The sequence below is a fragment of the Cellulomonas sp. P4_B5_2 genome, assembly GCF_056402235.1.
Genome location: NZ_JBFUHU010000053.1, coordinates 1 through 14,201, shown reverse-complemented (window position 1 = coordinate 14,201; position 14,201 = coordinate 1). Strand labels below are relative to the sequence as shown.

Annotated in this window: 10 protein-coding genes; 2 read left to right on the top strand and 8 right to left on the bottom strand. The window is 72.5% G+C overall.

The features are described from left to right. The 4 genes from AC1DUQ_RS05590 to AC1DUQ_RS05575 form a co-directional block, all read right to left on the bottom strand. Positions 1 to 1,118: protein kinase family protein (locus tag AC1DUQ_RS05590; protein ID WP_477073494.1), on the bottom strand; the 1,118-nt coding region annotated here is incomplete at its 3' end. 35 nt (positions 1,119 to 1,153) lie between these two features. Beyond that, entirely contained in the window at positions 1,154 to 2,803 is a 1,650-nt protein-coding gene (gene murJ, locus AC1DUQ_RS05585; RefSeq protein ID WP_477059566.1) for a murein biosynthesis integral membrane protein MurJ, read from the bottom strand. Next, entirely contained in the window at positions 2,800 to 4,884 is a 2,085-nt protein-coding gene (locus AC1DUQ_RS05580; protein WP_477059565.1) for a DUF6049 family protein, read from the bottom strand. The genes murJ and AC1DUQ_RS05580 overlap by 4 nt, the downstream gene beginning before the upstream one ends. After that, positions 4,881 to 5,435 (bottom strand): NUDIX hydrolase, encoded by a 555-nt coding sequence (locus AC1DUQ_RS05575; protein ID WP_421742631.1) that lies wholly within the window; start codon positions 5,433 to 5,435, stop codon positions 4,881 to 4,883. Before AC1DUQ_RS05575 ends, AC1DUQ_RS05580 begins: the two co-directional genes overlap by 4 nt. An 81-nt stretch (positions 5,436 to 5,516) precedes the next feature. Between AC1DUQ_RS05575 and AC1DUQ_RS05570 the strand changes: the two genes are divergently transcribed. Then, positions 5,517 to 7,025, top strand: a complete 1,509-nt coding sequence (locus AC1DUQ_RS05570; protein WP_477059564.1) for a CCA tRNA nucleotidyltransferase — start codon at positions 5,517 to 5,519, stop codon at positions 7,023 to 7,025. Here the strand turns inward: AC1DUQ_RS05570 and AC1DUQ_RS05565 are convergent. The 4 genes from AC1DUQ_RS05565 to AC1DUQ_RS05550 form a co-directional block, all read right to left on the bottom strand. After that, a complete protein-coding gene (locus AC1DUQ_RS05565; protein ID WP_477059563.1) occupies positions 7,000 to 8,688 on the bottom strand; it encodes a PP2C family protein-serine/threonine phosphatase in 1,689 nt (562 codons plus the stop codon). The genes AC1DUQ_RS05570 and AC1DUQ_RS05565 overlap by 26 nt on opposite strands. Beyond that, on the bottom strand, positions 8,685 to 9,995 hold the full coding sequence (locus tag AC1DUQ_RS05560; protein WP_477059562.1) for an MFS transporter: 1,311 nt from the start codon (positions 9,993 to 9,995) through the stop codon (positions 8,685 to 8,687). The genes AC1DUQ_RS05565 and AC1DUQ_RS05560 overlap by 4 nt, the downstream gene beginning before the upstream one ends. A gap of 166 nt (positions 9,996 to 10,161) precedes the next feature. Further along, positions 10,162 to 11,253: an inositol-3-phosphate synthase gene (locus AC1DUQ_RS05555; RefSeq protein ID WP_477059561.1), complete on the bottom strand. Its 1,092-nt coding sequence runs from the start codon at positions 11,251 to 11,253 to the stop codon at positions 10,162 to 10,164. After that, positions 11,250 to 11,900 (bottom strand): PadR family transcriptional regulator, encoded by a 651-nt coding sequence (locus AC1DUQ_RS05550; protein ID WP_056086285.1) that lies wholly within the window; start codon positions 11,898 to 11,900, stop codon positions 11,250 to 11,252. Before AC1DUQ_RS05550 ends, AC1DUQ_RS05555 begins: the two co-directional genes overlap by 4 nt. A 297-nt stretch (positions 11,901 to 12,197) precedes the next feature. Here AC1DUQ_RS05550 and AC1DUQ_RS05545 point away from each other — a divergent pair. Next, on the top strand, positions 12,198 to 14,201 hold a 2,004-nt coding region (locus AC1DUQ_RS05545), incomplete at its 3' end, for a transglycosylase domain-containing protein (RefSeq protein WP_477073493.1).

Below are 14,201 nucleotides of genomic sequence, written 5' to 3'. Positions count from 1 at the left end.
GGCAGAGCCTGCGTGGTTGCGACGGCCGGGGGGAGGGCCTGCGTCGCCGCAGCGGGCGGGGCCTGCTCGGGGGCGGCGGCACCGAGCGAGCTGGTGCGTGACGGCGTCGCCGGCGGGGGGGTGCCGGGCCGGTTGGCGCCCGGCGGGTCCTGCTGCTGGAACGCCGTCCGCACGGACTGCCTCTGCACGGTCACGGGCGCGGTGTCCTGCTGGTCGTCCTCGTCGGGCACGGGAATGCCTCCTCCGGGTGCCGCGGCACCGGTGGGCGGGAACTGCGCGGTGACGGGGCCACCGAGCGTGGACGGGTCGGGCGCGGACGTCCGGATCTCGCCCCAGGGCTCGAGCTCACGCACCAGCTCTCCGGGGCTGTGCGGGCCGTCGTCGTTGGGTCCCAGGGTGACCACGCAGAGCGTGTCCAGGTCGTTGGGCACACCGGGGACCAGGGCGGCGGGCGCCACSGGGGCGCCGTCGACGATGGGGGCGGGGGGCAGCGTCTCGCCGCCCGGCGTCTGCGGGGCACGCGGGTCGGCCGGCCACAGCCCGGTGAGAGCGGCGTAGAGCAGCCGGACCAGGCCCACGGCGTCGGCCCGCGAGGTCGACCGGGCGTCGCCGCCTGAGTCGCCGAGGAGGGCCGCGTCGAGCGCGAGACCGCCCAGCAGCACCCGGCCGTCCGGGCTCACGTGCAGGACGGACGGGCGCAGGGCGAGGTGGTGGACTCCGCGGCGCCGGGCGACCTCGAGCGCCGACGCGGCCTCACCGACCACCGCGCGCGCCTGCTCGGCCGTGAGCGGGGTCTGCGCAACCAGCCGCGCGAGCGACGGGCCGACGCGCTGCTCGGAGACGACGTAGCCGTAGCCCTCGTGCGTGCCGACGTCCAGCACGCGCACGAGGCGGGAGTCGGTGACGAGGGCCGCCCGCCGTGCGGCATCAAGCGCGGGGGCGACCGCGCCGTGCTCGAGGATGCGGACGCGGACGGGCCGGTCGAGGATCTGGTCCGTGGCCTGCCAGGCACTGGCGCCCTCGAGGTCGGACACCACCGGGGACAGCACGCGGTACCGGCCCGCGAGCACGGTGCCCCGTCCGACGACGTCGCTCACCAGCACCTCCGTGTCGAACACCTGGACAGGACACCCTGCATGCTAGACGTGCCGGATCAGCGGCGTCGCCCGGGCAGCCGACGGAGTACCGGCAGGAGCAGGCTGTCCAGCTCGCGCACGCGCAGCACGCGCAGCGCGCCGACGTACACCAGGCCCATCACGGTGCCGACGACGGCGCACTCGACGATCGACGCCATCAAGCCGGTCGACAGGCCCCGACCGAGCAGCAGCAGGACCAGCCCGCCGATCCCCGCGGACACGAGGGCGGCCAGGGTCGACCGTGCCAGCACCCGGACCACGCGAGGGCCGTCGATGCCGTCGAGGCGCCGCCGCAGCCGCCACTGGGCGAGGAGTGCGCCGACGACGTAGGACGCGCTCATCGCTGCCCCGGTGCCCACGACCCAGGAGGTCGGGTGCAGGAGCTGCTGGGACAAGACGGCGCCGAGCACGACGACGGCCGCCATGACCACCTGGATGGGCACCATCGACCGGGCGTCCTCGTAGGCGTAATAGGCCCGTTGGAACATCGACCAGGCGCCGAAGGCCGGGAGCCCCAGGATCATCGCCAGGACGACCGCGGACACGGCGTCGGCCGATCCCTCGGTCGCCGTCGCCAGGACGACCCGGGTGAGCGGCAGGGCTAGCACGACGATGGCCGCGGTCGCGAAGATCGTGAACACACTCACCACCCGCAGCCCCGAGGACAGCGTGCCGCGGACCCCGTCGACGTCGGCGTCGTGCGCTTGCGCGGACAGCCGGGTGAACAGGGCCGTGGCCAGCGACACCGTGACCAGGGAGTGCGGCAGCATGAAGATGAGGAACGCGACGTCGTACGCGCCGGGACCGGCCACCGCGGTCTTGGCGACACCATCGGCGACGGCGGCCGCCGGTGCGGCTGACCCGATGCGGGTGACGACCAGGAACCCGAGCTGCCCCACCGCGAGGCCGGCGAGCGTCCAGGTGGCCACCCCGCCCGCCGTGCTCAGGCCCGATCCGCGCAGCCCCCAGCGCGGCCGGTAGTGGACACCTGCCCGGCGCAGTGACGGGATGAGCACGACGGCCTGCGCGATCACACCGAGCGTCGCGGCGGCCGCGAGCAAGGCCGTCTGCCCGGGCGTCCAGGAGGCGGCCTCGACGACGCCCGACTCCTCCCACCCACCGAAGACGGCGATGAAGACGCCGAAGCCGACGATGGCCACGATGTTGTTGACCGCGGGCGCCCACATGTACGGACCGAACGAGCCGCGTGCGTTGAGCACCTGGCCCAGCAGCGCGTAGACGCCGTAGAAGAACAGCTGCGGGATGCACCAGTAGGCGAACGTCGTCGCCAGGGCGTCCTGCGCCGAGTTGCCGAAGCTCGAGTACAGGTTGATGAGCACCGGGGCCAGCAGCGTGAGCACCACGGTCGCGGCGGCCAGCACCACGAACCCCAGGGTGAGCAGCCGGTCGACGTACTCCTGCCCCGCCTTGCGCCTGTACGCGCGGACCACCTGCGGCACGAGGATCGCGTTGAGCACGCCCCCGGCCAGCAGCATGTAGAGGACGTTCGGCAGCTTGTTGGCCACCGCGAACGCGTCGGCGGCCTGGCCCGTGGCGCCGATCGCGCTGACCATGACCATGCCGCGCAGCAGCCCGAGGACCCGGGAGACGGCGGTGCCGGAGGCCATGAGGGCGGCGCCGCGACGCATCCCGTCGTCGTCGGTCACCGAGGATCCTCCGCCGGGTGGGTCTCGTCGGGAGCGACGCCCCCGAGCACAGGCAGCGACGTGGGTGCGTCAGCCTCCGCCTCGGTGCGCGCCCCGCGGCGTCCGCTCTGGCCGCGACGCACGGTCCGGATGATGCCGAGGACCAGGCCGATGGCGAGCAGGACGCCGACGACGATCGTGCCGATGCTCTCGATCGTGGGCGCCACCTGAGCGGTGAACCTGACGGTCGGGGAGACGGCCATCCCGTCCGGGGCCGTCAGCCGCGCGGTGACGGCCACCGTGCAGTTGGCCCGGGCGCTCAGCGGGACCCGCACGCTCGTCTCGCTCTCCGCGTCGACCTGCACCTCGGGGATCTCGCCGACCTCCAGGCACGCCGTGCGCGGTGTCACGTCGAGCAGGACCGTGGCGGGGACCGCGAGGGCGTTCTGCACGACGATGGACAGGGTGCTGCTCGCCGCGATCACCCGGTAGTCGCTGACCGGGGCGATGCTCAGGCCCGTGGTCCGCGCGCCGACCTCGGTGACGACGGACGTCACGAGCTCGTCCCGCCCGGCAGGGTCCGCGCGCCACGCGACCGAGAGCGGGGCGAGGACCTCGGCGTCGACCCCCTCGAGCAAGGTCGCGGGCTCGCTGGTGACCTGGGCGAACGCGACGGCGTGCGCGCGGGCGTCTGCGAGAGCCCACACGCCGCTCGGGGCGAGCTCGTCGGGGTCGGTGGTGCGGGAGGGGAGCGTGGCGCGGGCCTCAGGCTCCGCGGTGTCGAGGAGCCTCGACACCGGGGCGACCCGCACCCAGGGCGCGCTGTCGAACGCGGTCAGCAACGCCGACACGTTCTGCGGGTCGGGCTCCCACGTGCGTCCCGGCGCGAGCAGGAGGTGCGGCGGCTCGTCCCCCTCGCGGGTGATGACGGCCAGCTCGGCGAGGGCACGCTGGACGGTGGTGGTCGTCGTGGCGCCCGGCTCGATCTCGTCCGGCGCTGTGAGCAACCCGGTGAGGATGGCGTCGGGCCGAAAGGCGGTGATCGCACCCGCTGGAGTCTGGACCCGCGCGGCCGCACCGGGAGTCGTCTTGACGTCCGTCTCCGTGGCGGGCGGGAAGACGATCGCGTCGGCACCCACCTGGGAGGTCACACCGGCGGTCGCCTGGTCGGGCGTGTCGGTCCCGGGTGCCCACAGCAGGCCCGAGGACGTGGTGAGGCCGGGGATCCCGGTCTGCGCGGTGCGGTCCGCCGCCACTTGGACCAGGTCCGGGTGCTGGCCGTGCGCGGCCGCGGCGATGTCCGGGTCGGACCAGGGCAGCGCCACGACGTCGTGCGCGCGGAGCCGGGTGGTGAGGTCGGTGGCCCACGCCCGGGTGCTCGGTGAGCCCGCGGCTGCGGCGGCGAGCAGAGCCGGGTCGACGGCGACGCCGATGTCCGCGTCGGCAGCGACGACGGCCGTGAGGTCGTGCAGGCGCCCGCCGGTCCCGGTCTGCTCCTCGAGCTCGGCCACGCTCTCGTCCGTCCCGGTGGGCTCCGTGGGCGGGCCGACCATCGGGACGAGGACCGAGACGTCGGTCTGCGGCACGTCGTCGGTGGTGAGCCACAGGACGAAGGTGCGCTGGAGCCCGACGCGGCTCGACCCGTCCAGCGCCTCCACGACGAGCCCGCGGGGACCCCAGGTGTCGGCGCCCTTGAGCAGCCCGATGCGGTCGGCCGGGATCATGAGCTCCACCGAGACGCTGGCGCCCGGGAGCAGCGGTCCGGCGACCGGCACCGTGGTGTCGCGACGGGTCCGTGACAAGCCGCTGGTCCCGGCGGAGGCCCACGCGTCCACGTCCGCGCGGGAGAAGACCCGGAACCGGCTCAGCCGGAGGGCGGCTCCTGGCTCCTCGATCGCCTCGTCGCCGTCGTTGCGCAGGATCGCCCGGACGTGCAGGTCCTCGCCGGGCCGCAGCACGCTCGGGGACACCTCGGTGATCTGCACGGTGACCGGGAGCTCGGGTGCGTCGGTGGCTGCCATCGCCGGAGGTGCTGCCGCGAGTGCGCCGACGAGCGCCAGGGCCGCGCAGAGCACCCGGCGCCGCAGCGAGCGCCCGCTCATGCCTCGCCGACGAGGACCACGAGCGCCGCCTCGGCCAGTCGGCGCTCGTTCGGATAGGCGAGCACGCCGTGCAGCTCGGCCACCGGGATCCAGGCCGCGTCCTCGGCCTCGCCGTCCGGGTCGCCTTCGACCGAGAGGGTGCCGCCGGTGGCTCCGAGCAGGAAGTGGTGCACGACCTTGTGCACGCGGCGGTCGTCGCCGCTGAACCAGTAGTCGATGACGCCCAGCCGGCGCAGGACCTGTCCGGTGATGCCGGTCTCCTCCGCGATCTCGCGGACGGCGGCCTCCTCGGGCGTCTCGTCGCCCTCCAGGTGGCCTTTCGGCAGGCACCACTCGAGGCGTCCGGCGCGGTTGCGCCGCGCGATGACCGCGGCGTGGTCGACGCCGTCGCGGCGGCTGACGACGATGCCCCCGGCGGAGGTCTCGTCCACCACGGGCAGCGGCGCGGCGGGGACGCGGACCAGCGAGTGCCGGGGGTCGATCCGCAGCGGATGGCCACCCGGCGGCGCTGGGACGCCCCCGGGGACGGGTGGGCGCGCCGGGCTCGACATATCGACACTGTAACGACTGGGACGGTGCGCTCCGGCCCGCAGACGCCTGAGCAGAGCCTCGGGTCTGGCAGGCTTGGACGAGTGCCGTCCCTCGATCCGACCGTCAGCCCCGAGTCCCCCGACCTGAGCGCCGCCCTGGTGGCGCTGCAGAAGCGCGCGCTGGGCGTGCTGGCAGGGCTGCCCGCGGATGCGCTCGAGCTGGGCGAGCTGTTCCGCGCGGCCGGCCACGAGCTGGCGCTGGTCGGCGGCCCGGTGCGGGACGCGTTCCTGGGCCGGGCGTCGGCGGACCTCGACTTCGCGACGTCGGCGACGCCCGACCAGACGCAGGCGATCCTTGCGCGCTGGGGTGACGCGCACTGGGACATCGGCAAGGAGTTCGGCACCATCGGCGCCCGCCGATTCGCCGGCCGCCGCTCGTCGCTGGCGCAGGACGTCGTCGTCGAGGTCACCACGTACCGCACGGACGAGTACGACCCGGCGTCGCGCAAGCCGCAGGTGGCGTTCGGCGACTCGCTCGAGGGCGACCTGTCCCGCCGCGACTTCACGGTGAACTCGATGGCCGTCCGGGTGCCCGAGCTGACGTTCGTCGACCCCTTCGACGGACTCACCGACCTCGCCGCCGGCGTCCTGCGCACCCCGGTGGACCCGCGGCAGTCGTTCGACGACGACCCGCTGCGCATGATGCGGGCCGCCCGGTTCGCCGCCCAGCTGGGGTTCGCCGTCGACCCCGCGGCCCGCGAGGCGATCGTCGACATGGCCGACCGGATCGCGATCGTCTCCGCCGAGCGGGTGCGCGACGAGCTGAGCAAGCTGCTGGTCGCGACGCAGCCCCGTGCGGGCCTCGAGGTGCTGGTCGACACCGGCCTGGCGGACCACGTCCTGCCCGAGCTGCCCGCGCTGCGCCTGGAGATCGACGAGCACCACCGGCACAAGGACGTCTACGAGCACTCCTTGACCGTCCTCGAGAAGGCGATCGCGCTGGAGACCGGCCCCGACGGTGTGGTGCCCGGTCCCGACCTGGTGCTCCGGCTGGCGGCCCTGCTGCACGACATCGGCAAGCCGAAGACCAAGCGGCTCGAGGACGGCGGCGGTGTCAGCTTCCACCACCACGAGATGGTCGGCGCCAAGCTCGTCGCCAAGCGGCTGAAGGAGCTGCGGTTCGACAAGTCCACCGTCCAGGCGGTCGCGCGGCTGACCGAGCTCCACCTGCGCTTCCACGGCTACGGCGAGGGCAGCTGGACCGACTCGGCGGTGCGCCGCTACGTCACGGACGCCGGCCCGCTGCTGGAGCGGCTGCACCGGCTGACCCGGTCGGACTCCACCACGCGGAACCTGCGCAAGGCGGCCCGGCTGTCCGCGGCGTACGACGACCTCGAGGCCCGGATCGCGCAGCTGCGGGAGCAGGAGGAGCTCAGCTCCATCCGCCCCGACCTCGACGGCACGCAGATCATGGAGATCCTCGGACTGGCGCCCGGGCGCGAGGTCGGCGAGGCGTACAAGCACCTGCTCGAGCTGCGGATGGAGCGCGGGCCGCTGGGGCCGGACGCCGCGCGCGACGAGCTGCTCAGCTGGTGGGCAGCGCGCTCCTGACCACGAGCAGGCAGACGTCGTCCTCCTGGTACGGGCCGATGAAGCGCTCGACCAGCCGGTCCTTGACCGTCGTCGCGTCCACGTCGTCGGGCAGCGACGCGAGCTCCCCGGTGAGCAGGGCGATCCCCTCGCGCAGGCCACGGTCGCGTCGCTCGACCAGTCCGTCGGTGTACAGGACCAGGGTCGCGCCCGGGGGCACGTCGATCGTGGCCTCGGCACCGCCGGGACCGGCAAGGCCGATCGGCGTGGACAGTCCCTCGTCCAGTGCGCGGACCTCGCCCCCCGCGAGGCGCAGGAGCGGTGGCGGGTGCCCCGCACGTGCGTAGGTGACGTGGGCGCCCTCCCCGTTCGGCCGCCAGCGCAGGTACGCGCACGTCGAGATGTCGGCGATGTCGAGGCCCCGCACCAGCTCGTCCGCCCTGGCCAGGACCTCGCCCGGCGACGACCCCTCCCACGCGTAGGACCGCAGCAGCGAGCGGAGCTGGCCCATCGCTGCCGCTGCGCGCAGGTCGTGGCCGACCACGTCGCCGACGGCGAGCCCGATGGCACCGTCCGGCAGCGGGAGCACGTCGAACCAGTCCCCACCCACCTCGGCCTGCCGGCCGGACGGGATGTACGCGGCAGAGATGTCGAGTCCGGGGATCTCGGGGATCTCCGGCAGGAGGCTGTGCTGCAGGGTCAGCACGGCGGTGCGCTCGGCCAGGAACAGTCGGACGTTGTCGAGCGCCAGCCCGGCCCGGCGCCCCAGGTGCGCGGCCGTCACCACGGCGTCCGCACCGAACCCGTCGACCGCCACCAGGGTGAGCACGCCGAGCACCCGGTCGCGCGCACGCAGCGGCACCACCATGGCCTGACCCAGGCCGAGCCGACGCAGCAGGTCCAGCTGGTCGGGGGTGGTCCGCCCGGGCAGCGACGCGGTGTCGATGGCGTAGGGGGTCGCGACGAACCCGGGGCTGCTGGTCAGCGCCTCGACGATCTTGGGGGCGCGCGTGAGCCAGCTGATGTCCTGGTTGGCCAAGGCCCGGATGGTCTCGCGGTCGTGCAGGTCGCCGGCGACGAGGTGCACGCGGGAGAACCGACCGCGGTCGTCGGTGATGGCGACGAATCCCCAGCTCGCCAGCGCGGGGATCGCGATGTCCCCGAGGGCGTCGACCGCCGCGTCGTAGTCGAGGTTCTTGGCCAGCTCGTCGCTGATGTGGGCGAGCAGGTCGAGCCGGGCCGCCGTCTCGTCGACGAGGTCGAGCTCGAGGTCCCGCACCTGGTCGGCGGCCACCCGCTCGGTGACGTCGGCCTGGATCCCCACGTGGTGCGTCACCCGCCCGGTCTCGTCGACGACCGGGCTGATCACCACCTGGTTCCAGAACGGGGAGCCGTCGCGGCGGTAGTTGCGGATGACGGTCGCGACCGCTCGCCCGTCGTCCATCGCGGTCCGGATGCGCCCCACGGCGATCGGGTCGGTGTCCGCGCCCTGCAGGAACCGGCAGTTGCGGCCGAGCACCTCGTCCGCCGGGTAGCCCGTGAGCCGGCTGAACGCGCCGTTGACCCACACCAGCGGGTCGTCGGGCCGCATCGCGTCCGAGATGGACAGTGCGAGATCGCTGGAGAGCACGGCGTTCAGCGGCAGGTCGTCCTCGTGCTCGACCACCTTGTCGTCGCTGCTCACGAGGCCAATCGTGCCTCGGTGACCCGCCCCGCGGGTACCCCCCGGGAGGCCGATCCGTACAGCGCGGCGAACCCGGCGTACGCGAGGGCGAGCACCAGGAAGAGGCCCTGGGAGTAGCCGGTGTCGGGCAGGGTGACCGCACCGAGCGCGGCGGCGCCGACGAACGCGGCGTTGTACAGGACGTCGTACAGCGCGAACGCCCGTCCGCGGAACGCGTCGTCGGTGTCGCGCTGCACGATCGTGTCGACCGCGATCTTGGCCCCCTGCGCGGCCAGGCCGAGCGCACCGGCGGCGACCAGCACCGCGACCCGGGACGCCGAGGCGACGAGCAGCAGCTGGCTGACGGCCGCCAGGCCGAGGCAGAGCACGATCCACCAGTGCGGGCCGGTGCGCGGCGAGAGCACRGGCGTGAGCACCACCGCGAGCACGAACCCGGCCGCCGACGCTCCCAGCACCAGCCCGAACGTCTTCAGCCCCTGGCCCGCGTCCGCGGGGTCGGACAGCAGGTTGCGGGCGATGAGGATGCTCGCGATGAACGTGACGCCGTAGAGGAACCGGTGCGCGGCCATGATGCCGAGCGCCCGTGCGGGGGTCCGTCGCTGGACCAGGTGCCGCGCGCCGGCGACCAGACCGTGGGCGAGGCTGCTCAGCGCCGCCCTCATCTGGCGGGCGTCGGCGCGCTCGTCGGGACCCAGCCGGTCCTTGCCCAGCCGGGTGGCCAGCGCGGCGGCGGTCGCCATGACCGCGGCGGCGACGAACAGCGCGGCTCCGTCGCGGGTGTGACCCGCGGGCAGCACCAGGCCGAGCACGAAGCCGATCCCGGCACCGACACCGGCAGCCGCGGCACCGAGGGTCGGGGTGAGCGAGTTGGCGGTGAGCAGCAGCGGACCGTCCACCGTGCGAGGCAGCGACGCGCTCAGCGCCGACAGCAGGAAGCGGTTGATCGACAGGTTGACCAGCGCGAGCACGTAGACGGCGGGCCCGACCCCGTCCGTCACCATGATCAGCGCGATGACCACCGTGATCGCCACCCGCACGAGGTTGCCGACGAACAGCACCTGGCGGCGGCGCCACCGGTCGAGCAGCACGCCCGCCCACGGTCCGACGATCGTGAACGGGAGCAGGAGCACCGCGAACGCGGTCGCGACGCCGGCCGCGGTGCTGGCGTTCTCCGGCGAGAAGAAGAAGAGCGTGGCGAGCCCGACCTGGAACATGCCGTCGGCCGTCTGGCTCACGAGCCGGACGGCGAACAGCTTGCGGAAGTCCTTCAGAGGCCACAGGGCCTTGAGGTCGGCGATCACCTGCACCGGGTCATCCTCCCATCCGGTCGTGCCGCCGGATCGCGCCCTGCGGCACGACGAAGGCGCGCACCCCCGCAGGGATGCGCGCCTTCGTGTGTCAGATCAGCGGGTGGTGCTGCGTTCCGCTACGGGCGGGTGCGCTGGCGCGCCTCCACCCTTCGCTGCACTTCGGTCAGCGCTCGCGCTCGCCGCGGATGAAGGCCTCGACCTGCGAGCGGCCCTCGGTGTCCTCGGTCTGCACGGGCGGGGACTTCATGAAGTACGTCGACGCCGACAGGATCGGGCCGCCGATGCCGCGGTCCTTGGCGATCTTCGCGGCGCGGACGGCGTCGATGATGATGCCGGCCGAGTTGGGCGAGTCCCAGACCTCGAGCTTGTACTCGAGGTTCAGGGGCACCTCGCCGAACGCGCGACCCTCGAGGCGGACGTAGGCCCACTTGCGGTCGTCGAGCCAGGCGACGTAGTCCGACGGGCCGATGTGGACGTTGCGGTCCGACTTCTTGCCGCCGAGCGGGCCACTCAGGTTGGAGGTGACGGCCTGCGTCTTGGAGAGCTTCTTGGACTCCAGGCGGTCGCGCTCGAGCATGTTCTTGAAGTCCATGTTGCCGCCGACGTTCAGCTGGTACGTGCGGTCCAGCACGACGCCGCGGTCCTCGAACAGGCGGGCCAGCACGCGGTGCGTGATGGTGGCGCCGACCTGCGACTTGATGTCGTCGCCGACGATCGGGACACCGGCGGCCTCGAACTTCGCGGCCCACACCGGGTCGGACGCGATGAAGACGGGCAGCGCGTTGACGAACGCGACGCCGGCGTCGATGGCGCACTGGGCGTAGTACTTCGCGGCGATCTCGGACCCGACGGGCAGGTAGCAGACGAGGACGTCGGCACGGGCCTCGCGCAGGGCGGCGACGATGTCGACCGGCTCGGCGTCGGACTCGGTGATGGTCTCGCGGTAGTACTTGCCGAGGCCGTCGTTGGTGACACCGCGCTGCACCGGCACGCCGAGCGGCGGGACGTCAGCGATCTTGATGGTGTTGTTCTCCGAGGCACCGATGGCCTCGGACAGGTCGAAGCCGACCTTCTTCGCGTCCACGTCGAACGCGGCGACGAACTCGATGTCGCGGACGTGGTAGTCGCCGAACTGCACGTGCATCAGGCCGGGCACGGTGCCGCTCGGGTCGGCGTCGGCGTAGTAGTGCACGCCCTGGACGAGCGACGCGGCGCAGTTGCCGACGCCGACGATGGCGACGCGGATGGAGGTCATCCTCGCTCCTTCTCGGTGGTTCGCGCGGGGGCGACGTCGTCGTCCTCCACGGGTGTGTCAGCAACGGCCGGATGACCGGTGCCTGCGGGACGGGTGCGGCGCACGCCGCGCTCGTTGTCGATCAGCCCGTCGAGCCAGCGGACTTCACGCTCGACCTGTTCGAGGCCGTGCCGCTGGAGCTCGAGGGTGTACTCGTCCATGCGCTCGCGGGTGCGGGCGAAGGACTGGCGGACCGTCTCGAGCCGTTCGGTCAGGCGCGAGCGCCGACCCTCGAGGATCCGGAGGCGGGTCTCGGCGTCGGTCTGCCCGAAGAAGGCGAACCGGACGTCGAAGTTCTCGTCCTCCCAGGCGGCCGGTCCCGACGACGCGAGCACCTGCTGCAGGTGCTCCTTGCCGTCGGCCGTCAGCTGGTAGACGATCCGGGCACGCTTGGACGCCACACCGTGTGGGGTCGCGAGCGACTCGATCCCCTGGATCCACCCGCGGTCGACCAGCGACTTGAGGCAGGGATACAGGGAGCCGTACGACAGGGCGCGGAACGACCCGAGCACGAGGTTGAGCCGCTTGCGCAGCTCGTAGCCGTGCATCGGGGACTCGTGGAGCAGCCCGAGGATGGCCGGCTCGAGCACGTCGGAACGACCGCGCACGGGGGGCACCTCCTCGGGATGTTGGTGAGTCGATGTATCAACTCGATACATCCGGAGAGTATGTCGAGAACGAGGATACGAGCAAGTCCGGCCCTGACGGTGACCCCCGTCACCTCTGCCCTCCCGGGTGCGGCGGCGGTTCGTGCGCGGCGTGCCGATCATGTGAAGGCTCGTCGGATCCACGCGTGAGCCCTCGCGACCGGGACAGGGAGGTCCCCCATACTGAGCAGCGCGGCTGACGCCTGCCCGGATCCGGGCGGACCGGCCGGACCCAGTCGTCGGACGGAAGGCAGCGCGTTGGCAGGCACGAATCGGAGGGCTCCCGCCCGGGGCAAGCGCAGTGCGCCCCGTGGGTCGACGGCGTCCTCGTCGCGCAGCAGCGCCCCCAAGCGTCGGTTCTTCGACTACCCGCGGTCGGGCTTCCACGGCCTGCACCGCTGGCTGCCCTCGTGGCGGTTCGTGCTCGGCACCATCCTCGCGGTGGGCTTCCTCGGCGCCGGCGCGTTCGTCGGTGCGTACGCATACACGACGATCCCCGACCCGGCCGACGACACCCGCGCCGAGACGACCACCGTCTACTTCGCCAACAACCCCGACGGCTCGCCGGGCGGGGTCATGGGCACGTTCGCGGCCCAGAAGCGTCAGATCGTCCCCTACGAGTCGCTGCCGGAGTACGTCGGCCAGTCGGTCGCCGCCGCCGAGGACAAGACCTTCTTCACCAACAACAGCGGCATCTCGATCACCGGCATGGGCCGCGCGTTCCTGAACAACCTGCGCGGCGGCGCCACCCAGGGTGGGTCGACGCTGACGCAGCAGTACGTCGAGCGGTACTACGTCGACAAGACGACGACCGACTACGTCGGCAAGTTCAAGGAGACCCTCCTGGCGATCAAGATCGCCAGGGAGGAGACGAAGCCCGAGATCCTGGGGCGGTACCTCAACACCATCTACTTCGGCCGCGACTCCTACGGGATCCAGGCCGCCGCGCAGGCGTACTTCGGTGTCGACGCCGCCGCGCTGACCCGTGAGCAGGCGGCCCTGCTGGCCGGGATCATCCCGTCGCCCAACAACTGGGACCCGGCCGTCAGCCCCGCCAAGGCCGAGGCGCGTTGGAACATCGTGCTCGACTCCATGGAGGAGGAAGGCTGGCTCACCGCGGCCGAGCGGGCGCCGATGGTCTTCCCTCCCACGGTCGAGTACAAGGAGTCGGACACGATGCAGGGGCCCACGGGGCACCTGCTGAAGATGGTCCGCGACGAGCTCATGGGTGAGCCGCTCGCCTTCACCGAGGACGAGATCAAGCGGCGCGGGCTCAAGGTCGTCACCACGATCCAGCAGCCGCTGCAGGCGTCCGCCCAGGACCAGGTCGCCGCGTTCCGTCTCGGCACGCTGCCCGGGCAGGACGGCGCGACGCCCAGCGAGCTCACCCGTGTGTCCCTCAGCTCGATCGACCCCAGGGACGGCGCCATCGTCGCGCTCTACGGCGGCCCGGACTTCCTCGCCGACCAGAAGAACGCGGTCACCTACGACAACGTCCAGCCCGGGTCGACGTTCAAGCCGTTCACGCTCATCGCCGGCCTCGAGCAGGGCGTCGGGCTGAACACGCGGTTCAGCGGGCGGACGCCGCAGGAGTTCGGCGACTGGAAGGTCAGCAACTTCAGCAACGGCCAGTTCGGCAACATCGACCTGGTGGAGGCGACCGCGCAGTCGGTCAACACGGTGTACGCCCAGCTGAACCTCCAGATCGGTCCGGAGAAGACGGCCGAGGTGGCCGAGCGTGCGGGCCTCCCCGCGCCCGTGGACACCAACCGCGCCAACGTGCTCGGCACCGAGACGCTGAAGCCGATCGACATGGTCGGTGCGTACGCCACCATCGCCTCGGGCGGCATGCGGGTGGACCCGTACATCGTCCGCTCCGTCACCAACTCGAACGGCTCGGTCGCGTACGAGCACAAGGACCCCACGGAGCGGGCCTTCGCGCAGGACGTGATCGCCGACGCGACGTACGCGATGACCCAGGTGGTGCAGAAGGGGTCGGGCAAGCAGTGGATCAAGCCGCTCGACCGTCCGATCGCCGGCAAGACCGGCACCACGCAGGACAACAAGGCGGCCTGGTTCGTCGGCTTCACCCCCAACATCGTCACGGAGGTGTCGCTCAGCCAGATGAACGGCACCACCCAGGAGTCGATCTYGCCGATCGGCAAGGTCAAGTTCGTCACCGGTGCGACCTGGCCCGCGTTCCTGTGGCAGTCGTACATGAAGACGGTCTTCGAGCAGCCGCAGTACGCGGACGTGGTCGAC